This is a genomic window from Pseudomonas extremorientalis (assembly GCF_001870465.1).
Taxonomy (GTDB): Bacteria; Pseudomonadota; Gammaproteobacteria; order Pseudomonadales; family Pseudomonadaceae; genus Aquipseudomonas; species Aquipseudomonas extremorientalis.
The window spans coordinates 145,897-167,012 of record NZ_MDGK01000031.1; the positions used below are offsets into that span (position 1 = coordinate 145,897).

General features: G+C 61.3%; 23 protein-coding genes. 13 read left to right on the top strand and 10 right to left on the bottom strand.

Annotated features, from left to right (window positions below):
* Positions 1-98 precede the first annotated feature (98 nt).
* On the bottom strand, positions 99-1,187 hold the full coding sequence (locus BFN10_RS12485) for an endonuclease/exonuclease/phosphatase family protein (RefSeq protein ID WP_071489919.1): 1,089 nt from the start codon (positions 1,185-1,187) through the stop codon (positions 99-101).
* Between the two features lie 40 nt (positions 1,188-1,227).
* Positions 1,228-1,887 (bottom strand): YciC family protein, encoded by a 660-nt coding sequence (locus BFN10_RS12490; RefSeq protein WP_071490028.1) that lies wholly within the window; start codon positions 1,885-1,887, stop codon positions 1,228-1,230.
* Between the two features lie 175 nt (positions 1,888-2,062).
* Here BFN10_RS12490 and BFN10_RS12495 point away from each other — a divergent pair, with 175 nt between their 5' ends.
* From BFN10_RS12495 to BFN10_RS12505, 3 genes are all read left to right on the top strand, one after another.
* Positions 2,063-2,800 carry a DUF2076 domain-containing protein gene (locus BFN10_RS12495; RefSeq protein WP_068932002.1) on the top strand — a complete coding sequence of 246 codons (738 nt, stop codon included), beginning with the start codon at positions 2,063-2,065 and terminating at the stop codon, positions 2,798-2,800.
* A 118-nt stretch (positions 2,801-2,918) separates the two neighbouring features.
* On the top strand, positions 2,919-3,395 hold the full coding sequence (locus BFN10_RS12500) for a LabA-like NYN domain-containing protein (RefSeq protein ID WP_025858209.1): 477 nt from the start codon (positions 2,919-2,921) through the stop codon (positions 3,393-3,395).
* Between the two features lie 25 nt (positions 3,396-3,420).
* Positions 3,421-4,032, top strand: a complete 612-nt coding sequence (locus BFN10_RS12505) for a 3'-5' exonuclease (protein WP_071489920.1) — start codon at positions 3,421-3,423, stop codon at positions 4,030-4,032.
* A gap of 151 nt (positions 4,033-4,183) precedes the next feature.
* On the opposite strand, the gene BFN10_RS12510 is transcribed toward BFN10_RS12505, so the two are convergent.
* Positions 4,184-4,480 (bottom strand): DUF6124 family protein, encoded by a 297-nt coding sequence (locus tag BFN10_RS12510; RefSeq protein WP_071489921.1) that lies wholly within the window; start codon positions 4,478-4,480, stop codon positions 4,184-4,186.
* A 490-nt stretch (positions 4,481-4,970) separates the two neighbouring features.
* On the opposite strand from BFN10_RS12510, the gene BFN10_RS12515 reads away from it, so the two are divergent.
* Together BFN10_RS12515 and BFN10_RS12520 are read left to right on the top strand one after the other, a co-directional pair.
* Positions 4,971-5,537, top strand: a complete 567-nt coding sequence (locus BFN10_RS12515; protein ID WP_071489922.1) for a hypothetical protein — start codon at positions 4,971-4,973, stop codon at positions 5,535-5,537.
* Positions 5,527-5,790, top strand: a complete 264-nt coding sequence (locus BFN10_RS12520; protein WP_071489923.1) for an acyl carrier protein — start codon at positions 5,527-5,529, stop codon at positions 5,788-5,790. The genes BFN10_RS12515 and BFN10_RS12520 overlap by 11 nt, the downstream gene beginning before the upstream one ends.
* A gap of 88 nt (positions 5,791-5,878) precedes the next feature.
* Here BFN10_RS12520 and BFN10_RS12525 read toward each other — a convergent pair whose 3' ends face one another.
* The gene (locus BFN10_RS12525) at positions 5,879-6,340 is read right to left on the bottom strand and encodes an Lrp/AsnC family transcriptional regulator (RefSeq protein ID WP_010174823.1); all 462 of its coding nucleotides are present in this window, start codon (positions 6,338-6,340) and stop codon (positions 5,879-5,881) included.
* A 161-nt stretch (positions 6,341-6,501) separates the two neighbouring features.
* On the opposite strand from BFN10_RS12525, the gene yedA reads away from it, so the two are divergent.
* Both yedA and rhlE1 read left to right on the top strand, forming a co-directional pair.
* Positions 6,502-7,398, top strand: a complete 897-nt coding sequence (yedA, locus tag BFN10_RS12530) for a drug/metabolite exporter YedA (protein ID WP_071489924.1) — start codon at positions 6,502-6,504, stop codon at positions 7,396-7,398.
* Between the two features lie 48 nt (positions 7,399-7,446).
* The gene (gene rhlE1 / locus BFN10_RS12535; protein ID WP_071489925.1) at positions 7,447-8,781 is read left to right on the top strand and encodes an RNA helicase RhlE1; all 1,335 of its coding nucleotides are present in this window, start codon (positions 7,447-7,449) and stop codon (positions 8,779-8,781) included.
* Positions 8,782-8,902: 121 nt separating this feature from the next.
* Here the strand turns inward: rhlE1 and BFN10_RS12540 are convergent, their stop codons facing one another.
* Both BFN10_RS12540 and BFN10_RS12545 read right to left on the bottom strand, forming a co-directional pair.
* Positions 8,903-10,129, bottom strand: coding sequence for a TIGR03862 family flavoprotein (locus tag BFN10_RS12540; RefSeq protein ID WP_071489926.1), 1,227 nt, complete (start codon positions 10,127-10,129; stop codon positions 8,903-8,905).
* A 166-nt stretch (positions 10,130-10,295) separates the two neighbouring features.
* Positions 10,296-11,216, bottom strand: a complete 921-nt coding sequence (locus tag BFN10_RS12545; RefSeq protein WP_071489927.1) for a histone deacetylase family protein — start codon at positions 11,214-11,216, stop codon at positions 10,296-10,298.
* 75 nt (positions 11,217-11,291) lie between these two features.
* On the opposite strand from BFN10_RS12545, the gene BFN10_RS12550 reads away from it, so the two are divergent.
* From BFN10_RS12550 to BFN10_RS12560, 3 genes are read left to right on the top strand one after another with little or no spacing between them, the layout of a single operon-like run.
* Entirely contained in the window at positions 11,292-11,861 is a 570-nt protein-coding gene (locus tag BFN10_RS12550) for a GNAT family N-acetyltransferase (protein WP_071489928.1), read from the top strand.
* A 38-nt stretch (positions 11,862-11,899) separates the two neighbouring features.
* Positions 11,900-12,769, top strand: a complete 870-nt coding sequence (gene tesB, locus BFN10_RS12555) for an acyl-CoA thioesterase II (RefSeq protein ID WP_025858197.1) — start codon at positions 11,900-11,902, stop codon at positions 12,767-12,769.
* Positions 12,766-13,365 (top strand): HAD family hydrolase, encoded by a 600-nt coding sequence (locus tag BFN10_RS12560; RefSeq protein WP_071489929.1) that lies wholly within the window; start codon positions 12,766-12,768, stop codon positions 13,363-13,365. Before tesB ends, BFN10_RS12560 begins: the two co-directional genes overlap by 4 nt.
* A gap of 39 nt (positions 13,366-13,404) precedes the next feature.
* Here the strand turns inward: BFN10_RS12560 and BFN10_RS12565 are convergent, their stop codons facing one another.
* Genes BFN10_RS12565 through BFN10_RS12575 form a run of 3 tightly spaced genes read right to left on the bottom strand, consistent with a single transcriptional unit; the run spans position 13,405 to position 15,737 of the window.
* Positions 13,405-14,379, bottom strand: coding sequence for a hypothetical protein (locus tag BFN10_RS12565; protein ID WP_071489930.1), 975 nt, complete (start codon positions 14,377-14,379; stop codon positions 13,405-13,407).
* Positions 14,380-15,267 carry a KPN_02809 family neutral zinc metallopeptidase gene (gene ypfJ / locus BFN10_RS12570; RefSeq protein ID WP_071489931.1) on the bottom strand — a complete coding sequence of 296 codons (888 nt, stop codon included), beginning with the start codon at positions 15,265-15,267 and terminating at the stop codon, positions 14,380-14,382.
* A 53-nt stretch (positions 15,268-15,320) separates the two neighbouring features.
* Positions 15,321-15,737 (bottom strand): membrane lipoprotein lipid attachment site-containing protein, encoded by a 417-nt coding sequence (locus BFN10_RS12575; RefSeq protein WP_071489932.1) that lies wholly within the window; start codon positions 15,735-15,737, stop codon positions 15,321-15,323.
* A gap of 184 nt (positions 15,738-15,921) precedes the next feature.
* Between BFN10_RS12575 and BFN10_RS12580 the strand changes: the two genes are divergently transcribed.
* Entirely contained in the window at positions 15,922-16,800 is an 879-nt protein-coding gene (locus BFN10_RS12580) for a DMT family transporter (RefSeq protein ID WP_071489933.1), read from the top strand.
* Positions 16,801-16,813: 13 nt separating this feature from the next.
* On the opposite strand, the gene BFN10_RS12585 is transcribed toward BFN10_RS12580, so the two are convergent.
* Positions 16,814-18,148: an MFS transporter gene (locus BFN10_RS12585; RefSeq protein ID WP_071489934.1), complete on the bottom strand. Its 1,335-nt coding sequence runs from the start codon at positions 18,146-18,148 to the stop codon at positions 16,814-16,816.
* Between the two features lie 219 nt (positions 18,149-18,367).
* Here BFN10_RS12585 and quiC point away from each other — a divergent pair, with 219 nt between their 5' ends.
* Both quiC and BFN10_RS12595 read left to right on the top strand, forming a co-directional pair.
* A complete protein-coding gene (quiC, locus tag BFN10_RS12590; protein WP_071489935.1) occupies positions 18,368-20,269 on the top strand; it encodes a 3-dehydroshikimate dehydratase QuiC in 1,902 nt (633 codons plus the stop codon).
* A gap of 77 nt (positions 20,270-20,346) precedes the next feature.
* Complete coding sequence (locus BFN10_RS12595; protein WP_033897904.1) at positions 20,347-20,988, top strand: TetR/AcrR family transcriptional regulator; 642 nt, start codon at positions 20,347-20,349, stop codon at positions 20,986-20,988.
* The last annotated feature ends 128 nt before the right edge of the window (positions 20,989-21,116 follow it).

Here is a 21,116-nt window from a genome sequence, read left to right on the forward strand (position 1 = left end):
GGGGCTTGCCCCCGATAGCGTTCTGTCAGCTAGAGAGGTATTGGCTGGCACACTGTAATCGGGGGCAAGCCCCCTCCCACATGGGCTTGTGTTGTTGGTTATGGCGCGGGGGGGAGCAGGAACCGGGCGATCACGGGCAGGTGGTTGGAAATGCGCAAGGTATCTTCCTGCCGCACTTTCGCTTCGACCCGCTTGATCTGCGGGCTGTAGAACAGGTAATCCAGTGTTCGGTCCGGCCCTTCCACACTGGGGTCGTTGGGGAAGTGGGTCAGCCACTTCTCACGGTCGATGCCGCTGGATTGGCTGTTGCTCGGGACCATCGGGTATTTGTCCCACAGCAGATGCAGCTCGCTGTCCGGCGAATACTGCCCGCGCTTGCCGGCGTCCAGGCGCAGGAATTGGCCCAGGGGCAGCAGGTTGAAATCCCCGCCGATCAGCCAGGGCGTGCCGCGCCCTTCGAATTTATCCAGCAGCTTGACCGTGGTCTGTACTTGTTCCAATACCGCGCTGCGCCCTGGGGCGTCACCGTCCAGGCGCGTGTTGAGCACCGCCAGTTGGCCGCCGTCGCTCAGGGGCAGGTAAGTCAGCAGCAAGGCCGGCTTGGGCTGGAACTGGCGGCTGAGGATGTTGGCCTCGGACGCCGGCAATTGCAGGCGTTCGGCGTGTTCGATCTGATAGCGGCTGAGTGTCGCGAGCTTGCGGCCGACGCTGCCGAAGATATGCCAATCGGGCACGAAGTCGGCTTTCCAGTCGAAGGCCTGGGCGCTGCATGGGTACAGGTCGACCAGGCGTTCTTGCAGCAGGGCCAGTTGGTCCTGATAGTGGGAAGGCTTGGCGTTTTCGTCGAGCTCCTGCAAGAGCAGGATGTCGGGTTGTTCGTCGCGGATCACCCGCGCCACTTCGTCAAGGCTGGCGGCCATGTCTTCCACGGTAGGCCGATCATCCGGGCCGCTGCCATCGGCCGTGTCGTACCAGAACACGTAGTTCTTGCCGGCAAGGTATTGCACGTTCCAGGTCATGACCTTGAGCGCCTGCCCCGGCAGCAGCGTGGGCGCAGGGGGCGCAACGCAACTCACCGGCAGGGTTTCCTTGGGCTCGGGACGCCAGGTCAGGCTGTAGACCATGGCTGCAAACAGCCCCGCGATGATCAGCAGGCTCAGCAAGGTGATGCGCAATAAACGGGTCATCGGCTCGGCTTATAGCGTTTCAGAAGTGGCACGGAGCATATCACCGCGCGTCGGCATCGCCACCGATCAGCATGAATAAACGGAACAGTACCACGCTGGTAAACAGCTGCAGGAAGCTGTGGGCGCTGTCCAGTAACAGGCCCAGCAGCGGCGCGGGCTCGGGGTAGGCCGCTACGCTGGCGCCCTTGAGCAGCCACAACGGCGTCATCACACACAGCAGGCACACCAGGATCCGCCAGAAATGCCCACGGCTCAGGCGGAAACTTTCCTTCATCGCCTCCAGCGCTGGCATGCCGCGCAGCACCAGCAGGTACTCGGCAAACGCCAGCACCACCATCAGCCACAGCCCCGGCAGGAAATACAGCGACAGCCCCAGCAGGATCAGCAGTGTGCTCATGGCCGTCAGCAGGGCAAAGCGCGGCCACAGGGTCAGGGCCATGGCCCAGACATCCTTGGTGCGCGGCGACTCGCCACGGGTGCGGGCATCCAGAAACAGGATCAAGGCCCCGGTGTACAGCGGGTACACCAGCAACCCCACCACCACGCTGTAGCCGGGGAATGCATCCTCGCCCACCACGTGATTCAGCACCTGTTGCAGCAGGGCTTCGAAAATCACCAACGGCAAGCACAACTGGACGATGGCGCCCAGGTTGCGTTGGGTGAAACGGAAGGAGTCGCGCAGCACGTCTAACGGATTCATCAAGTTCATCGCAGGCCTGAAAGCAAGGGCAACACTTTAACCGATCATCACCGGCGGTGAGCAAACGTAAACCTTGAGTAAAGACCATTGAAACAACTCGTAACACCCCCATAACTAGAGCGGCGCCTGATGACAGGCACACCACGATTTCTACCGGCAATCTAACGAGGTCGCCATGAACAGCGAAGAGCAAACCCTGATCGATGGACTGTTTTCACGGTTGCAACAAGCCGAAACGGACTCAGCCCCCCGCGACGCCCAGGCCGAAGCGCGGATCAAGGAGCACATGACGCGCCAACCGGCGGCCGGGTACTACATGACCCAGTCGATCCTGGTGCAGGAACATGCGCTCAAGAGCCTCGACGCGCAGAACAAGCAGCAGGCGCAGCAGATCCAGCAATTGCAGGATGAACTGCAGAGGGCCAAATCCGCGCAGCCTGCTCCGGCGAGCAGCGGCGGTTTCCTGTCGAGCATCTTTGGCGGCGGTGGTTCCCGTGATCAGCAGCCGGCTCAAAGTGCACCGCCTTCTTCTGGTGGCGGCTGGCGCGAACCGGCGCGGCCTGGGTTCAGCCAACCTGCCCCGCAGCAGAATTATCAACAGCCTGCTCCAGCCGCTCCGGTGGGCAGCGGCTTCCTTGGCGGCGCGATGAAAACCGCAGCCGGCGTGGCCGGTGGTGTATTGCTGGCCGAAGGCATCAGCAGCCTGTTCAACCACAATTCGCAACAGCCGCAAGTCGTGGAAGAAATCATTCGTGAGGAGCCAGCGCCTGCCAGTGACAACGGCAACTGGGGCAATGATGACCAGAAGTACGCCGGCAACGACAGCTGGGGCAGCAACAATTCGGACAGCTTTGCCGACAGCGATTATTCCGACGATTCTTCCTCCTTCGGCGACGACGATTCCTTCGTCTGACCTACCTTGGCCCGGGGCGCTGCGTCGCCCCGGTCTGATTTTTCCCGGCAACCCTCTCGCGGCTGGCATACTTGCACCCTTTCCGGGCCCTGGCGCCTGGCTGTCATGAGGAAGTGCGGTGAAGAAAATTGCAGTGTTCGCCGATGTGCAAAACCTCTACTACACCGTCCGCCAGGCCTATGGTTGCCACTTCAACTACGCCGCGCTGTGGGCTGACATCAGCGCGCGCGGGCAGATCGTCGAGGCGTACGCCTATGCCATCGACCGTGGCGACAGCAAGCAGCAGCAATTCCAGCAGATCCTGCGCAACCTGGGCTTCACGGTAAAACTCAAGCCCTACATCCAGCGCAGCGACGGCTCGGCCAAGGGCGACTGGGACGTGGGCATCACCCTCGACATCATGGACGCCGCCGACCACGTCGATGAAATTGTGCTGGCCTCCGGCGACGGTGATTTCGACATGCTGCTCGACCGGGTTATCCACAAGCATGGCGTCGAGGCCGTGGCCTATGGCGTACCGGGGCTGACGGCCAATTCATTGATACGCGCCGCCAGCCGCTACGTGCCGATCGAAGGCGCTTTGTTGCTTAAATAGATCTTCAGATGGAGTTGGAACAGGTTTGGAACGTATAGCGGTCATCGACTTTGAAACCACCGGCATCACCCCGAGCAGCCGTTGCCGGGCCACGGAAATCGCGGTGGTCATCCTTGAGCGTGGCCAGATCGTGGACCGCTACCAGAGCCTGATGAAAACCGGCGTGCACGTGCCGGCGTTCATCGAACAACTCACCGGCATCAGCAACGCCATGCTGCGCAGCGCGCCGCCGGCGGAGCGGGTGATGAACGAGGTCAATGAGTTCGTCGGGACTATGCCGCTGATGGCGCACAACGCTGCGTTCGACCAGAAGTTCTGGGATTACGAATTGGGCTTGATCCGCCGCACGCGTTTGCAGAAGTTTGCGTGTTCTCTGTTATTGGCGCGACGCCTGATGCCGTCGGCGCCAAACCATAAGCTCGGCACGTTGAACGCCTTCGCTCAACTGCCCCACACCGGCCAGGCTCACCGGGCGCTGGCGGATGCGGAGATGGCGGCCAACCTCACGGCGCACCTGGCTCAGGAGCTGCGCCGTACCCACGGCCTGCGCGAACTGTCCCACGACCTGCTGTGCACCTTGCAGAAAGTGCCGGCGGCGAAGATCAATGAGCACTTGAAGAAGCATCGCGGGTTCTGACCTCGCCACACGCTCCAGAACACTGGGCTCTGAATGTGAAACTCAACATGTGGGAGGGGGCTTGCCCGCGATAGCGGTCTGACAGCTACAGGTGTATTGGCTGACACACTGCCATCGGGGCAAGCCCCCTCCCACATGGGTTCTGCGGTGTTTAGCGAGGCTGCACACAGGCCAACGCCCGATCCACTACACCCTTGGCCATCTCTACTAAATGCATCACGGCCCGCTGTTGCGCCTTCATCGCTTCACTCGACGCGTGCGCCGTCTCCACCGCGCAATGCAGCAAATCCGCCGCATGGGCCAGGGCCTCTTCGAAACTCAGGTTGTCGTTCGGGGTGAAGGTGGGCGCATCCGGGGCGGACGCTTTGAGGTAGTAGTCGATGGCGCGGCGGTTGAGCAGGGCGTCTTCGCTGAGGAAGCATGGTGGGTCGGGGATTACTTTGACCATGGTGAACACTCCTTGCTGGTAAGAAGTCGACACCCTTCGCTTGCACGCGAATGAGGGTGGCAACTGTACGTAGGTGTGCAAGACCGGGGCAAGGAGCTAAACCCAGCAGACCCGAAGGTCTCCCACGCACAGCCGCCATAACGGGCGAACGCCAAGCATCAAGCTGGGCATTAAGCTGTAGGTTTATTTGTGGATTCTGCTTGCCGTCGGACTTGCACGTCCGGTCACCGAACATTCGATGACTGAGCGAGACTAGCTACCTGATCCGACGGAAACAAGGCCGTCGGATTCTCTCGGAAACGTCCTTCAAATGAAAGAGATGGGTCTTGCTGGCCATTGAAAACCTGGCTTTTGAAGGCGGGTTTCTGAATGGTCAGTAGGCAGAATCCTAGCGCTGCCTAGGACCCTTCTGTTTTTCCGCTTCATCCGCCTACCACCTCTTTTTGCGACCTGCCATCCCGCCTGCCATTTACGTACCGGGATTACAGGCATGCGGGAAAGCGATCTTCATACAGCGATCATGAGAAGTCACCTCGAACTCGGGTTAAATCGTATTGATCTAGGCTCAACCTCTAGCCTGGTGTTTCATTTGGGTAACACGATGACAAGCTGTCCTGCGGTCATGGCACTGCCGAACTCCCCAGGAATTAGCAGCGGCGGCAGTTATCACCTGCTTAAACCCATTCATGCCGATTCGACGGGTCCAAACACCACGGCTGAGGACCTCTGGAAATGCACTCAGGAGCACTATGGGTTGACGGCAGCAACATTTGTCACCGCGTCGGCAGGCATACCAATCAGCAAAATAGCCGTGGGTACTTGGGTTCACGTGGGTTCAAGCAAAACGACAAACCTGGCTAGCCTCATTGGCATGCGCTTTTTCCCTCGCACGCTAATCAGGCAGCCCACAATGGCTAGGATGGCCAAGGCAACGTTTGGCACAGTCGGGGTATTTGGCATTATCGGGCGAGGTATTCCCTTCGTTGCTGCGGGACTGGCCGTCTTTGATTTAATCAGTATTGGTAAGTGTGCCTATGAGGCAAGAAATGGGCGGTAATCTGACCAGGGCCGAGATCAGCGAAAAGGTGATTCAACTGTTCGTCGACATCATTGGCTTCATCGACCGAAGCCAGGTGACGGAACAAACGGATTTCATCCGCGACTTCAAGATCATTGATGACGACCTGACCTGCTTCGTCATGCAGATCAAGTGGCAATTCAATCTGCAAGCCACTCAGGCAGATTGGGATCACATCACCACGATCAAGCAGATTGTCGATTTGATTGTTGAGCGCTCAAGTCTGCTTTGATGCAACTGACGTCATCGCAGGCAAGCCAGCTCCCGCCGTTGGAATGCATTTCAACTGTGGGAGCTGGCTTGCCTGCGATGGCGGCGGTTCAGCCACCATTTTTCCCATTGCCCTCCAACTGCCCCAACGGCACCCGCCGCTCTATCGCACTCGACAAAATAATCGAGGTCTTGCTGAACCCGAACTTCGCCACGCGGTTGATCAAGCTCTCCAACTCCGGCATCGACCCCACCGCCGCCTGCATGATCACGCACGGGTCGCCGGTCACCCGATGGCATTCTGTCAGCTCGGGAATTTCCGCCAGCGCGTCGTACACCTTCTGACTGCCATGATTGGTCAACCGCAGTTCAATCACGCACTGGATCGGCAACCCCACCTTGGATAAATCCACCTTGGCCTGATACCCGGTGATCACCCCGCTGGCCTCCAATTTGGCCACGCGCTCGGCCACGGCAGGGGCGGAGAGGTTTACCGTGCGGGCCAGTTGCGCGTAGGACGCACGGCCGTCTTCGAGCAGGGCGCTGAGGAGCATGCGGTCGTATTTGTCCATGATAAGGCTCCGGTTACGCGTGACTTTCGAAAGCACGGTTTATAGCCTTCACAACCATGCTTTGAAAAGTGTAACGGCGTTTTAAACAGGTTTTGTAACTTATGTTTAACGACCTGCCTTTTTAGAATAAGCCTCTCTTCTCTCTGCCTTAGAGCTGCCCAATGCCTGGCCCACGTCGCTTTCCCTTACCGTTGATCGCTGCCTTTTTTGCGCTGTATGTGATTTGGGGTTCCACCTACCTGGTGATCCGCATCGGCGTTGAGTACTGGCCGCCGTTGTTGCTGGCGGGGATTCGGTTCTGCACGGCGGGGGCGTTGATGTATGGCTTCCTGCGCTGGCGTGGGGTGCCGGCGCCGACGTGGCCGCAGTGGAAAGCAGCCGGGATGATTGGTCTTTTGCTGCTCACCGTGGGCAACGGCGGTGTCAGCGTGGCGGAACACATGGGGGTGTCGTCCGGCGTGGCGGCGCTGGCCGTGGCGACGGTGCCGTTGTTCACCTTGCTGTGTGGGTATTTCTGGGGCGCGCGCAACACTCGCTTGGAGTGGGCGGGGGTGATTCTGGGGATCATCGGCATCGCCATGCTCAATATGGGCAGCACGTTGCAGTCGAGCCCGATGGGTGCTGTGTTGCTGTTGGTGGCGGCGGCTTCCTGGGCGTTTGGTTCGGTGTGGAGCCGGCAATTGCCGTTGCCCCAGGGCGCGATGGCCAGTGCTGCGGAGATGCTGGTCGCCGGTGTGGCGCTGTTGTTCGTCAGCGCGCTATCCGGTGAACGCCTGCAGGCCCCGCCGCCGCTGGAAGGCTGGCTGGCCCTGGCCTATCTGACGGTATTCGGCTCGATCATCGCCTTCAATGCCTACATGTACCTGCTCAAGCACGTACGCCCGGCGGCGGCGACCAGCTATGCCTACGTCAACCCGGCGGTGGCGGTATTGCTGGGGATTGTGTTCGTGGGCGAGACCATCGGCCTGGAAGAAGCCCTGGCCATGCTGGTGATCATTAGCGCCGTCCTGCTGATCAGCCTGCCCCAGTGGCGCAAGCCCAAGCCGGAAATAAGGTAAACTGCGGCGCATTGCGACCTTGCGCTGAATTTTTCCTACGGTAAACACATGACTTTCGCCACCCTTGGCCTGATCGAACCCTTGCTGCGCGCCCTTGAGACGCTTGGCTACCAGACCCCGACGCCGGTGCAGGCGCAAGCCATTCCGGCAGTGCTGGCCGGTCGCGACCTGATGGCCGCGGCCCAGACCGGTACCGGCAAGACCGCCGGTTTCGCCCTGCCGCTCCTGCAACTGTTGACGATGGAAGGGCCGAAAGTCGCCGCCAACTCGGCGCGTGCGCTGATCCTGTGCCCGACCCGCGAGCTGGCCGAGCAGGTGCACGCCAGCGTCGCCGAGTACGCCCAACACCTGCCACTCACCACCTACGCGGTGTACGGCGGCGTGAGCATCAACCCGCAGATGATGAAGCTGCGCAAGGGCGTCGACATTCTGGTCGCCACGCCCGGTCGCCTGATCGACCTGTTCCGCCAGAACGCGCTGAAGCTCAACCAACTGCAAACCCTGGTGCTCGACGAAGCCGACCGCATGCTCGACCTGGGCTTCTCGGAAGAGCTGGCGAACATCTACCGCATGCTGCCGAAAAAGCGCCAGACCCTGCTGTTCTCCGCGACCTTCTCCGATGACATCCGCCTGCTGGCCGGGCAGATGCTCAACGACCCGCTGAGCATCGAAGTCAGCCCGCGCAACGTTGCTGCCAACACCGTGAAGCAGTGGATCGTGCCGGTGGACAAGAAGCGCAAGCCGGAGCTGTTTGTGCACCTGATGCGCAAAGGCCGCTGGAAGCAGGTGCTGGTGTTCGCCAAGACCCGTAACGGCGTGGATGCGCTGGTGGATAAGTTGCAGGGCCTGGGCATCAATGCCGACGGCATCCATGGCGACAAGCCTCAAGCGACCCGCCAACGTGCGCTGGACCGTTTCAAATCCAGTGAAGTGCAGATCCTGGTAGCCACTGATGTGGCTGCCCGTGGCCTGGACATCGAAGACTTGCCGCTGGTGGTCAACTTCGACTTGCCGATCGTGGCTGAAGACTACATCCACCGAATCGGCCGTACCGGGCGTGCGGGCAATACCGGTGAGGCGATTTCCCTGGTGTGTGCCGATGAAGTGAACATGCTGTCGGCCATCGAGATGCTCACGCGTCAGACCCTGACCCGCAAGATGGAGCCGGACTTCGAACCGGAGCACCGCGTGCCGGACACCGACGCCAGCGGGCAGGTGGTGAAGAAGCCGAAGAAACCGAAGAAGCCTAAAACGTCCGGTGGTGGCGGTAAGCGCAACCTGGGCAAGTGGGTGGACAGCGGTGAAGTGACGCCAGCGGAGCCTTCGATCAAGCCGGTGCGCAAGGTGCCCGTTTTTAATACCGGGCCACGCAAGAAGAAGTAAGTTCTTCAGCGCGGCTGATGGCCTCATCGGGGGCAAGCCCCCTCCCACATTTGACTGTATTCACAAATCAAAGTGTGGGAGGGGGCTTGCCCCCGATGGCGGCTTTGAATTCACCGCAATCTCAGCGATTGAGCCACTCCAACATCCCCCGCCCAGCCGCCCGGCCGCTGGCAAAACACCCCGTCAGCAAATACCCCCCGGTCGGCGCCTCCCAATCCAGCATTTCCCCCGCACAAAACACTCCCGGCAACTGCTTGAGCATCAAGCGCTCATCCAGCGCCTCAAATGGCACGCCGCCTGCGGTGCTGATGGCCTCATCCATCGGCCGTGTCTTCACCAGCGTCAATGGCAGCGCCTTGATCGCCACCGCCAACTTCGCCGGATCGTTGAAGTGCTCAGCCGGCGCCAACTCGCGCAGCAGTGCCGCTTTGACCCCCTCCAACCCCAACTGACTGTGCAGGTGTTTGCTCATCGAGCGCGAACCACGCGGCTTGGCCAGGGCAGCCAGGACCTTGTCCAGCGGCTTGCTCGGCAACAGGTCGATATGCACGGTGGCCGCACCGTCGCGGTTGATCGCTTCGCGAATCGGCGCTGACAGCGCGTAGATCAAGCTGCCTTCGATGCCGGTAGCGGTGATCACGCATTCGCCCAGCCGAGGCTTGTCGTCCCCCAGCCCGATGGCGACGTTTTTCAACGGCGCGCCAGCGAATTTGCTGACCATCAATTCGCTCCAGGCCGACACCTCGAAACCGCAGTTGCTCGGTTGCAGCGGGGCGTAAGGCACGCCTTTGTCCTCCAGCAACCTGAGCCAGGCGCCGTCAGATCCCAACCGTGACCAACTGCCGCCGCCCAGCGCCAGCAGCACGGCATCGCTGCGGACCGTTTTTTCGCCTTCGGGGCTGTGGATAAGTAAGTCGCCCTCGGCATTCCAGCCTACCCAACGATGCCGGGTGTGGATAACCACGCCCTGGTCGCGCAGACGCTTGAGCCAGGCGCGCAGCAGCGGGGCGGCTTTCATATCTGTAGGAAACACTCTGCCCGAGCTGCCGACAAAGGTCTCGATCCCCAAGCCATGAATCCACTCGCACAACGCCTCGGCCCCAAAACTACGCAGCAGTGGCGCCATGTGCGGCGCACGTTCGGCATAGCGCGACAGAAACGCCGGGTACGCCTCGGAGTGGGTGATGTTCATGCCGCCCACGCCGGCCAGCAGGAACTTGCGCCCCACGGACGGCATGCCGTCGTATAGGTCCACCCGTACGCCTGCCTGGCTCAGGACTTCGGCGGCCGTCAATCCGGCAGGGCCGCCGCCGATGATGATGACGTGTGGGGGAGGGGTATCGGGCATGGGCTGCGCTCGCATAAATTAGCCGAGCATTCTACCCGACGAGAGTGAAAACGCCTGATCAAAAAACGTACAGCTTCCTACAGGCCTTATGATTAGTAGCTCTCACACGCTTACACTCAAGTTATCCACAGGTGGTTCCACAGGCATTGTGGGTAACGCCCACAGTTCAGTGACAACCTGATGACGTCCATACCCGTTGCGCACTGTGGTGCAGAATGCCGTGGCGGCGGGCCAGGGCCGGGCGGTCCTTGCTGTAGCCGCCGCCGATCACGCCCATCACCGGGATGTCGCGGCCCAGGCAATGGCGCATCACGCTTTCGTCGCGGGCGGCGACGCCTTGGTCTGTCAGCTTGAGGTAACCGAGGGCGTCGTCCTTGTGCACATCGACGCCGGCGTCGTACAGCACCAGGTCCGGCTGGTAGAGCGGCAGCAGGTAGTTGAGCGCGTCGTCCACCACCTTGAGGTAATCGGCGTCGCCCATGCCCATCGGCAGAGGGATGTCCCAGTCGCTCTGGGCCTTGCGCGCGGGGAAGTTCTTTTCGCAGTGCAGCGATACGGTGATGGCGTCCGGCGTGTCGTGGAGGATGCGTGCCGTGCCATCGCCCTGGTGCACGTCGCAATCGAAGATCAGCACGCGGTTGACCCGGCCGCTGGCCAGCAGGTAATGGCTGATCACCGCCAGGTCATTGAAGATGCAGAAGCCCGCCGGGTAATCGTAGTGCGCGTGGTGGGTGCCGCCGGCCAGGTGGCAGGCCAGGCCGTGTTCCAATGCTTGCTCCGCTGCCAGGATGGAGCCACCGACCGCGCGCACGGTGCGCCGGGCCAGGGCTTCGTTCCAGGGCAGGCCGAGGCGACGTTGGTCCTCGCGGGACAACTCGCCGCCCATGTAGCGTTCGATATACCCAGCGTCATGGGCCAGGGCCAGAATCTCTGGCGGGCACAGCTGCGGGCGCAGCAGTTGGCTGTCCTCGGTCAGTCCGGTGGACACCAGGTGGTCGCGCAGCAGGCGGAACTTGTCCATGGGGAACCGGTGGTCCGCCGGGAACTCGGGGCTGTAGTCATCGTGGTAGATCAATGGCAGAGGCATGGGATTTTCTGACGGGAACCTGCGAGGCATCTTACCCGCGTTGTACACTCACGCACATGGCAAGGGAGGGGACCCATGGAGCCGATACTCGAATTGGAAAGCGCACGCCTTTTGTTGCGTCAATGGCGCGACAGCGACCTGCCGGACTTTGCGCGCATGTGCGCCGACCCGCAGGTGATGCGTTATTTCCCGGCCACACTGAGCCACCTGGAAAGCGCCGCGTTGATCGGCCGGATTCGCGGCCACTTCGCCGAATACGGCTTTGGCCTGTGGGCGTTGCAACGCAAGGACACAGGGGAATTCATCGGTCTCACCGGGTTGCTGAATGTCAGCTTCGATGCCGACTTTACCCCGGCGGTGGAAATCGGCTGGCGCCTGGCTCGCGAACACTGGGGCCTGGGCTATGCCAGCGAGGCCGCCTGGACCGCATTGCGCTGTGGTTTTGATCGTCTGAACCTGGACGAGATTGTCGCCTTCACCACCGAATCCAATCTGCCATCACAAAAAGTCATGCAGGCCATCGGTATGCATTACGATCCCCAGGCAGATTTTGAACACCCCAAGGTCGCAGCCGATGACCCGCTGCGCCATCATGTTTTGTACCGCATCACCCGCGCCCAATGGTTGGACACGCTGCACGGATAGGCAGCCCGGAATGCCCGATAGATTTTAGGAGTTGCTCTATGAGCCAAGTATTGGAAGATCTGGTGGACCTGCTGACCCTGGAGCCGATCGAGGAAAACCTCTTTCGCGGCCGCAGCCAGGACCTGGGTTTTCGCCAACTGTTCGGCGGCCAGGTGCTCGGCCAGTCGCTGTCGGCGGCCAGCCAGACCGTAGAAGAAGCGCGGCACGTGCATTCCCTGCACGGTTATTTCCTGCGCCCTGGCGACGCGAAGTTGCCGGTGGTGTACTCGGTGGACCGCGTGCGCGACGGCGGCAGTTTCAGCACGCGCCGGGTGACGGCGATCCAGAAGGGCCACCCGATCTTCACCTGCACCACCTCGTTCCAGTACGACGAACAAGGCTTCGATCACCAGACCACCATGCCCGTGGTGGTCGGCCCGGAAAACCTGCCGTCGGAGCTGGAACTGACCCAGCAACGCGCGCACCTGATTCCCGAGCACATGCGCGACAAGCTGCTGTGCCCCAAGCCGATCGAAGTGCGCCCGGTCACCGAGAAAGACCCGTTCAACCCGCAACCGTCCGACCCGGTCAAGTACGTGTGGTTCCGCGCCGACGGCGCCCTGGCCGATGCACCGGCGCTGCACAAATACCTGCTGGCCTACGCCTCGGACTTCGGCCTGCTGACCACTTCGCTGCTGCCCCACGGCAAGACCGTGTGGCAGAAAGACATGCAGGTCGCCAGCCTCGATCACGCGCTGTGGTTCCACGCCGACCTGCGTGCCGATGACTGGTTGCTCTACGCCATGGACAGCCCGTGGGCCGGCAATTCCCGGGGGTTCTCCCGAGGCAGCGTGTACAACCGCGCCGGGCAACTGGTGGCCTCGGTCACCCAGGAAGGCCTGATTCGCCATCGCAAGGATTGGGCATGAGCCTGACAGAGGTTAAACATTGGGTGTTCGACATGGACGGCACCCTGACGGTGGCCGTGCATGATTTCGCGGCCATTCGCGTGGCCCTGGAGATTCCACCCGAAGACGACATCCTCACGCACCTGGCGGCGTTGCCGAAGGAGGTTGCGGCGGCCAAGCATGCCTGGTTGCTGGAGCACGAGCGTGAGCTGGCGTTGGAGTCGGTGGCCGCCGAAGGCGCGGTAGAACTGGTGCGCGAACTGGCCGGGCGTGGCTATCGCCTGGGCATCCTGACGCGCAATGCGCGGGAGCTGGCGCATATCACCCTGGACGCGATTGGCCTGGCGGACTGTTTTGCCATGGAGGACGTGCTGGGGCGTGACGATGCGCAACCGAAGCCGGATCCGGACGGCCTGCTGAAACTCGCGGCGGCGTGGGATGTGTCGCCAAGCGAGATGGTGATGGTCGGTGATTACCGCTTTGACCTGGACTGCGGCCGGGCGGCGGGGACGCGAACGGTGTTGGTGAATCTGCCGGAGAACCCGTGGCCGGAGTTGGCGGATTGGCATGCTGAGGATTGTGCAGCGCTGCGCCAAATGCTCCAGCCCAGACAATAAAGACCCACTGTGGGGAGGGGGCAATCCCCCTCCCACATCTTATTGCGTGAACAGCACTTTCTGGCCTTCCGGCGACGTAAACATCCCGTCTCCGTCATGCCCCACCCCCGGCACTTCCACCAACTTATGACTCAGCTGCGGATGCCGCTGCTTGAGGTAGTCAAAGTAGTTGTGCCCACGAATCAGGCGGTACGCGCCCTGGGTCTCGGCGGCGCAGCTTTTGTCCAGCGCGGGGTGGTTCGGGTCGGTGTCCTGCTGGCCCAGCAGGTAGGTGATATTGCGTGACACGTAAGCCTGCTCGAGCTGTTGGGCGCTCTGGCCCTTGGCGTAGTCGGGCAGGTCTTGCAGGCCGTACTTCCAGTCGTTGAAGCCTGGGCAACGGGCGGTATCGAACTTCACCGGGCGTTGGGGGGTGAAGTAGGCGTAGGACGAAGGGTTGGCCACCACGTAACGCAGGCTGATGCCTTCGGTTTGCAGCAGCGGATGGTCGTGCCCGGTGAGGGCGAAGCGCTGCACCACCTGGCCGCCACCGGAGTGGCCGGCCACGACGATTTCCTTCAGCGCCGGGAACAGCGTGCGGTTGCCCAGGTGCTTGATGATCTGGTCGAGGGCGCCGTAGGAGCTGATGTGTCCCGGACCGGTGGAGGGCTCGCCGGCCATCCAGTCATTGCCGTTCCAGCGCAGTACCTGATTGTCCAGGTGGTTGCGCTTGACGTCGGACGTATTCAGAAACTGCGGCGCAATCACCAGTGTGTTGGCGCTCTGGCCTGCGTGCTCGGCGGCGTCTTCAGCGCTTTGCAGGTAGGTCTGCGCATTGCGCAGGCGGCCGTGCACGATGATCAATGCGCGGGTGACCTGGGGCAGTGGCTGGCGCCAATCCTGGCTCAAACCGAGGCTGAGATCGCCGGCCTCCAGGTGGAAACGATGGGGGCTGACGTCCTTGACGCCGTGTTCGGCGGCCCAGGTTGAACACGTGACTAACAAGCCCAGCAGCAATCCCAAGCGTTTATTCATTCAAAGACTCTTGGCGGTAAACGTGTCGCATTGAGTGATCTGGCCCTGGGCGAAGCCGGTCTTGAACCAGCGAACCCGCTGTGCCGAGGTGCCGTGGGTAAACGAGTCCGGCACAACACGCCCCTGACCCTGTTGCTGCAAGCGGTCATCGCCAATGGCGTTGGCCGCGTTCAGTGCTTCTTCGATATCGCCGGGTTCCAGCCAGTTGAGGCGCTTTTGCGCACGGTTGGCCCACACCCCGGCGAAGCAGTCGGCCTGCAGTTCCTGGCGCACCAGCAGGCCGCCATCACCTTGCATCTGTCGACCCTGCTGGCGTGCGGCCTGGATTTTCGACGAGATGCCCAGCAAGGTCTGCACGTGGTGCCCGACTTCGTGGGCGATCACGTAGGCCTGGGCGAAATCACCGGCGGCCTGGAAGCGCTGCGACATTTCCCGGAAGAAATCCAGGTCCAGGTACACCTGCTGGTCAGCCGGGCAATAGAACGGGCCGCTGGCCGAGGTGGCTCCCCCGCAGGCGGAATTGACCCGGCCACGGAACAGAATCAGTTTCGGATTCTTGTAGGCCAGGCCGTTTTCCTGGAACACCTGGCCCCAGGTGTCTTCGGTATCGCCCAGCACGGCGCGGACAAAGTCCGCTTGCTCGTCGTTGGCCGGCGGCGCCTGACGTGTCTGCGTACTCACCGAGGGTGCCTGTTCCATCTGGCCGGTCAGTTGGCCGAGGATCTGCAACGGGTCCTGGCCGGTCAACCAGCCGATGCCGACAATCAGCACGATGGCCGTGAGGCTCAGGCCCTTGCCGCCCCCAAAGCGCATACCGCCCCCACCACCGCCGCTGTCATCGCGGGCGTCGACCACGTTGTCGCTGCGTCGGCCTTTTTTCCATAGCATGGGGCAATCCTCTCGGTGAACGGTCCTACATTAATTGGGGAAGAGTATGGCCGTTAATCGCGGCAATAGCCTTCGCCGGTATCGACAATCAGGCAATCCTTTTTATCCGCCAACCATTTCAAACCGGTGGCTTCGCCGTCGCCGGCGCTCAATTGCTGGGGGCCGTCCGGGCGGGTAAAGGCGATGCCGTCTTCGTTGGCTTCACCTTTGAAGGTGCCGGAGTCGTCGTCATCAAGGCCATATTTCATGGTCAGAATGTAGTGACCACGGCCAATACTGTCGTCCTTGGCGATGGTGAGGTAGAGGCCTTCTACGCCGATCCACTTGCCGAGCCATTTGTCGGTGGGCGGCGTTGCCGGCACCAGGGTGGCCTGCACGGACGCCGGTGCCGGCTTGGGGGCTGGCTGCTCTTGCTGGTTGCACGCGGTGAGCAGGGCAAGGGCAGACAGGACAAAGAGGATTTTTTTCATAGCAGCAAGGCCTTGATTAAAAAGTGTGCAACACGGCGGTCAACGTGCAGCGTTGGACTCGAATCCCGTGATTTAGTGCGCTGTTCGCACGGTGTTTGGTTATGCTCTAGGGGCAGACGCAGGCCCGGCTGCTAGATTACCGGGTTGAGTGCCACGCGTTCAGCTCGCCACGCAAGAGAATTCCATGACTGTCAGCACCCCCCTTTCCGGCGTCAACCACCCCTTCAAAGGCATTTTGCTGATTGTACTGGCGACGTTCCTGTTCTCCAGCCATGACGCCTTGTCCAAATACCTGGCCGGGTTCTACCCGATCGTGATGGTGGTGTGGGCGCGTTACCTGGTGCACACCCTGTTGATGGCCGGCATCTTCCTGCCGCAATCGGGCTTGCGCGTGCTGCGCAGCAAACGGCCGGGTATGCAGGTGGTGCGGGCGCTGTGCCTGTTGGGCACCAGCCTGTTTTTCACCTCGGCGCTGCACTTCATCCCCCTGGCGGAAGCCACGGCGGTGAACTTCCTTGCACCGATCCTGGTAACGGCGCTCTCGGTGCCGCTGCTCGGCGAACATGTGACACGTGGCCAGTGGCTGGCGGTGATCTGCGGGTTTGTCGGGGTGCTGGTCATCATCCACCCGGGCGGCGAACTGTTCACCCCGGCGGTCTTGTTGCCCCTGTGTTCGGCGCTGTTCTTCTGCTTCTATCAACTGCTCACGCGCATTCTCAGCCAATACGACACGCCCACCACCAGCAACTTCTTCGCCGGCCTGTGCAATACCTTGGTGATGAGTGCGATGGTGCCGTTCTTCTGGCAAGTGCCGACGCTGTGGCACGGCGTGTTGATGCTGGCCCTGGGCACCTGCGGGATGACCGCGCACTTGATGCTGACCCAGGCGTTCCGCTTCGCGGCACCGGCCTTGCTGGCGCCGTTTGGCTATTGCCAGATCGTGTTTGCGGGGTTGTTGGGCTGGCTGGTGTTCAACCACACCCCGGACCTGACCACGGTGGTCGGTATCGGGGTGATCTGCATGAGCGGGCTGGCCGCTGCCTGGCAGCAGCGGCGCCGGTAGCTGAGACGGTAGATCAAACGTCCACGGTAGGGATCTTGCGCGGTGCCATGAAGTACATCCAGGTCAGCGCAATGAAGTACATCGCCGGGATCAGGGTGAACAACACGGTGTAGTTGTTGTTCGTGACCGTGAGGATGTGGCCGACGATCTGGGTCATGAACATGCCGCCGATGGCCGCGCACATGCCACCAAAACCGAACACCGTGCTCATCATGTGCTTGGGTGTGTAGTCCATCACCAGGCTCCAGATGTTGGCGGTCCAGGCCTGGTGTGCGCCAATCGCCAGGGAGATGGCAAACACCGCGACCCACAGCTGGCTGGAACCGGCGGCCATGATCACGCCGACGATGCAGCAGGCAAACAGCAGCATCGACAGCAGCCGCGCCTTGATCGAGTTCATGCCTCGGCCGATCAGGAACGACGACAGAATCCCACCCCCCACGCTGCCGAAGTCGGCGGTCAGGTAGATGATGATCAGCGGGATACCCATCTGGGTCACGTTGATGCCCAGGTTGTATTGCTGGTTCAGGAACGGCGGCAGCCAGTACAGGTAGAACCAGAACACCGGCGCGGTCATCGCGTAGGCGAGGGCGAAGGCCCAGGTGCCACGCATGCGCAGGATGCGGCTGAAGGGCACGCGGGGTTGTTCCGGTTCGACTTCCTGTTGCACGTAGTCCAGTTCGGATTGTTTGACGGTGGGGTGGTCTTCCGGGTTGAAGTACTTCAAGCCCCAGAACAGCAGCCAGATTCCGCCGAGCGCCGACATGCACAGGAACGCCGCCTGCCAGCCCCACACGTGCAGGATCAACGGCAGCAGCATCGGCGTCATCATCGCACCCACGTTGGTGCCGGCGTTGAAGATACCGGTGGCCACTGCCCGTTCACCGGCCGGGAACCACAGGCGCGTGGTCTTGACGCAGGCCGGGTAGTTGGCGGCTTCGGTCAGCCCGAGAATGAAACGACAGACCATGAAGCCCACCGCCGAGGTGGCCAGGCCATGGGCGCCGGTGGCCAGGCTCCACAACAGGACCGCGCAGAAGAACACGCGTTTCACACCGACCCGGTCGATCAAGCGGCCCTGCAGCACAAAGCCGATGGCATAGCCGACCTGGAACCAGAAGTTAATGTTGGCGTAGTCCATCGCCGTCCAGCTCATCTCCTTGGCGAGGATAGGCTGCATCACGCCCAATGCGGCGCGGTCGATGTAGTTGAGGGTGGTGGCGAAGAACACCAGGGCCAACATGCCCCAGCGCGTTTTACCCACGGCCAGGGCGCCGCGGATCTTGTCGCCGATGCCGGCGTGCGGTGTGCCCGGGCGGTCGGCCAGGACGGAGTTTTGCAGAGGCATGAGGTCGTACCCGTTTTTTGAAATTTTTATGGTGTGTTCTGGGTCTTGTTACTGAATCGATGGTGCGCAGCGGCTAAAAAATCGTCAATTCGCCAAAACGGCTTTGTGTTCGATAATCGCACCAAAAACTAACCGGTTCGTACATTTTAATTGCTGTGAACAGTTTAGCGGCCAATAATTTGCCGTAAACAAGACGCGCCTAAATGCCGGGAGTCGCCCATGCAACGCTCCATTGCCACCGTTTCCTTGAGCGGAACCCTGCCGGAGAAACTCGAAGCCATCGCGGCCGCCGGGTTCGACGGCGTAGAAATTTTCGAAAACGATCTGTTGTATTACGATGGCAGCCCCCGTGAAGTCAGGCAAATGTGTGCCGACCTGGGCATTGCCATCACCTTGTTCCAGCCGTTTCGCGATTTTGAAGGCTGCCGTCGAGACCGCCTTGCACGCAATCTGGAGCGCGCCGAGCGCAAATTCGACTTGATGCAGGAACTGGGCACCGACCTGGTGCTGGTGTGCAGCAATGCCTCCGCCGATTGCGTGGGCGACGAGCGCATTCTGCTCGATGACCTCGGCCTGCTCGCCGAACACGCCGGCCGTCGTGGCTTGCGCATTGGCTATGAAGCGCTGGCCTGGGGCAAGCATGTAAATACCTGGCAACAGGTGTGGGACCTGGTGCGTCAGGTCGATCACCCGAGCCTTGGTGTATTGCTCGACAGCTTTCATACCCTGTCCCTCAAGGGCGACCCGAGCGCCATCGCCGAGATCCCCGGCGACAAGATCTTCTTCGTACAAATGGCCGACGCGCCGATCCTGGCCATGGACGTGCTGGAGTGGAGTCGGCACTTCCGCTGCTTCCCCGGCCAAGGCGAATTCGACCTGGCTGGGTTCCTCGGGCCGATCATCAAGAGCGGCTACACCGGGCCGCTGTCCCTGGAAATTTTCAACGACGGCTTCCGCGCCGCGCCCACCCGTGCGAACGCGGCGGATGGCCTGCGCTCCCTGCTGTACCTCGAAGAGAAAACCCGCGAACGCCTGAAACAGGAAGCGCCGGCGCAACCGGTCGAGATTCTGTTTGATACCCCGCCTGCCAGCGAATACGACGGCATCGAGTTCCTTGAATTTGCCGTGGACGAGAGCCTTGGCGCCAAGCTCACCCACTGGCTGGAACGCCTGGGGTTCGTCAAGGCCGGGCAGCATCGCTCCAAGAGCGTGAGCCTGTTGCGCCAGGGCGATATCAACCTGATCCTCAACTGCGAACCCTATTCGTTTGCCCACAACTTTTTCGAGGCCCATGGGCCGTCGCTGTGTGCCACCGCGATTCGGGTCAAGGACAGCGCCAAGGCCCTGGAGCGGGCGGTGGCGTACAAAGGCCAGCCGTATCGCGGCCTGGTCGGGCCGAATGAGCTGGAGCTGGCGGCGGTACGTGCGCCGGATGGCAGCCTGATTTACCTGGTGGATCAGAGTGAAGGCGGGCTGTACGACACCGACTTCAACCTGCAGCCCGGCGTGTCATCCAGCGGCGGCTTGCTGCGTATCGACCATATGGCCATGGCCCTGCCAGCCGACAGCCTCGACAGCTGGGTGCTGTTCTACAAGAGCCTGCTGGATTTCGAAGCCGATGACGAAGTGGTACTGCCCGACCCTTACGGCCTGGTGAAAAGCCGCGCGTTGCGCAGCCGTTGCAGCTCGATCCGTCTGCCGCTGAACATCTCCGAGAACCGCAACACGGCGATTTCCCACGCGCTGTCGAGCTATCGCGGCTCGGGTGTGCACCATATTGCCTTCGACTGCGCGGATATCTTTGCCGAAGTGCGCCGCGCCAAGGAGGCCGGTGTGCCGCTGCTGGATATCCCGCTCAACTACTACGACGACCTGGCGGCGCGTTTCGATTTCGACGATGAGTTCCTCAGTGAGCTGGCGTACTACAACGTGCTGTACGACCGCGATGCCCAGGGCGGCGAGTTGTTTCACGTCTACACCGAACCCTTCGAAGGGCGGTTTTTCTTCGAGATCATCCAGCGCAAGAATGGTTATGCCGGCTACGGCGCAGCCAACGTGGCGGTGCGCCTGGCCGCCATGGCCAAATCGCGCAGCGGTGCGGTGCGCCAGGCGCGTTTATAACGGCGGTGCGGTGCTTTCTTTCGGGGAGCGTCGCGGCCCATAATCACGGCCTGCATAACACTGGCCGTGAGCGCACCATGACCACCGAGGCACCTCGCAAGAGTCGTAAGAACAATCCGGAAAAGACCCGCGAAAACATACTCCAGGAAGCCATCGTCGAGTTTGTCCAGCAGGGCCTTTCCGGCGCTCGCGTGGACGCGATCGCCGAGCGTATCCACACCTCCAAGCGCATGATCTATTACTACTTCGGCAGCAAGGAGCAGTTGTACGTCGAGGTGCTGGAGAAACTCTACGGCGACATCCGCAACACCGAGACCCGCATGAACCTCACGGCCCTGGAGCCGCGTGAAGCGATCCGGCGGCTGGTGGAGTTCACCTTTGATCACCATGACCAGAATGTGGATTTTGTGCGCATTGTCAGCATCGAAAATATCCACAATGCCGAGTACGTGAAGCGTACAGACACCATCAAGGCGATGAACAGCAAGATCCTTGAAGGGTTGGGGGAGACCTTGCGCCGTGGCGCCGAGCTGGGCTTGTTCCGGGAAGGGCTGGAACCGTTGGACGTGCACCTGCTGATCAACTCGTTCAGCTTTTACCGGGTGTCCAACCGCCATACCTTCAGTGAGATTTTTCAGATCGACCTGTCGGATGAGGCGGTTAAACAGCGGCATCGGGACATGATTTGTGATTCGGTGATGCGTTACCTCCAGGCCTGAAGTCTCAGGTTGGAATGCATTTAAAATGTGGGAGGGGGCTTGCCCCCGATGACAGTGGGTCAGCTACAGATAAGCTGGCTGATCCACCGCTATCGGGGGCAAGCCCCCTCCCACATTTGGATTTTTAT

Coding starts and splice junctions, on each gene's coding strand:
- BFN10_RS12540 (WP_071489926.1), bottom strand. CDS start 10,129: ATGCCCGATACCCCTCCCCCACACGTCATCATCATCGGCGGCGGCCCT.
- BFN10_RS12595 (WP_033897904.1), top strand. CDS start 20,347: ATGACCACCGAGGCACCTCGCAAGAGTCGTAAGAACAATCCGGAAAAG.
- BFN10_RS12575 (WP_071489932.1), bottom strand. CDS start 15,737: ATGAAAAAAATCCTCTTTGTCCTGTCTGCCCTTGCCCTGCTCACCGCG.
- ypfJ (WP_071489931.1), bottom strand. CDS start 15,267: ATGCTATGGAAAAAAGGCCGACGCAGCGACAACGTGGTCGACGCCCGC.
- BFN10_RS12565 (WP_071489930.1), bottom strand. CDS start 14,379: ATGAATAAACGCTTGGGATTGCTGCTGGGCTTGTTAGTCACGTGTTCA.
- BFN10_RS12515 (WP_071489922.1), top strand. CDS start 4,971: ATGCGGGAAAGCGATCTTCATACAGCGATCATGAGAAGTCACCTCGAA.
- BFN10_RS12490 (WP_071490028.1), bottom strand. CDS start 1,887: ATGAATCCGTTAGACGTGCTGCGCGACTCCTTCCGTTTCACCCAACGC.
- BFN10_RS12485 (WP_071489919.1), bottom strand. CDS start 1,187: ATGACCCGTTTATTGCGCATCACCTTGCTGAGCCTGCTGATCATCGCG.
- BFN10_RS12495 (WP_068932002.1), top strand. CDS start 2,063: ATGAACAGCGAAGAGCAAACCCTGATCGATGGACTGTTTTCACGGTTG.
- BFN10_RS12550 (WP_071489928.1), top strand. CDS start 11,292: ATGGAGCCGATACTCGAATTGGAAAGCGCACGCCTTTTGTTGCGTCAA.
- BFN10_RS12585 (WP_071489934.1), bottom strand. CDS start 18,148: ATGCCTCTGCAAAACTCCGTCCTGGCCGACCGCCCGGGCACACCGCAC.
- BFN10_RS12580 (WP_071489933.1), top strand. CDS start 15,922: ATGACTGTCAGCACCCCCCTTTCCGGCGTCAACCACCCCTTCAAAGGC.
- tesB (WP_025858197.1), top strand. CDS start 11,900: ATGAGCCAAGTATTGGAAGATCTGGTGGACCTGCTGACCCTGGAGCCG.
- BFN10_RS12525 (WP_010174823.1), bottom strand. CDS start 6,340: ATGGACAAATACGACCGCATGCTCCTCAGCGCCCTGCTCGAAGACGGC.
- rhlE1 (WP_071489925.1), top strand. CDS start 7,447: ATGACTTTCGCCACCCTTGGCCTGATCGAACCCTTGCTGCGCGCCCTT.
- BFN10_RS12510 (WP_071489921.1), bottom strand. CDS start 4,480: ATGGTCAAAGTAATCCCCGACCCACCATGCTTCCTCAGCGAAGACGCC.
- BFN10_RS12545 (WP_071489927.1), bottom strand. CDS start 11,216: ATGCCTCTGCCATTGATCTACCACGATGACTACAGCCCCGAGTTCCCG.
- yedA (WP_071489924.1), top strand. CDS start 6,502: ATGCCTGGCCCACGTCGCTTTCCCTTACCGTTGATCGCTGCCTTTTTT.
- BFN10_RS12520 (WP_071489923.1), top strand. CDS start 5,527: ATGGGCGGTAATCTGACCAGGGCCGAGATCAGCGAAAAGGTGATTCAA.
- quiC (WP_071489935.1), top strand. CDS start 18,368: ATGCAACGCTCCATTGCCACCGTTTCCTTGAGCGGAACCCTGCCGGAG.
- BFN10_RS12560 (WP_071489929.1), top strand. CDS start 12,766: ATGAGCCTGACAGAGGTTAAACATTGGGTGTTCGACATGGACGGCACC.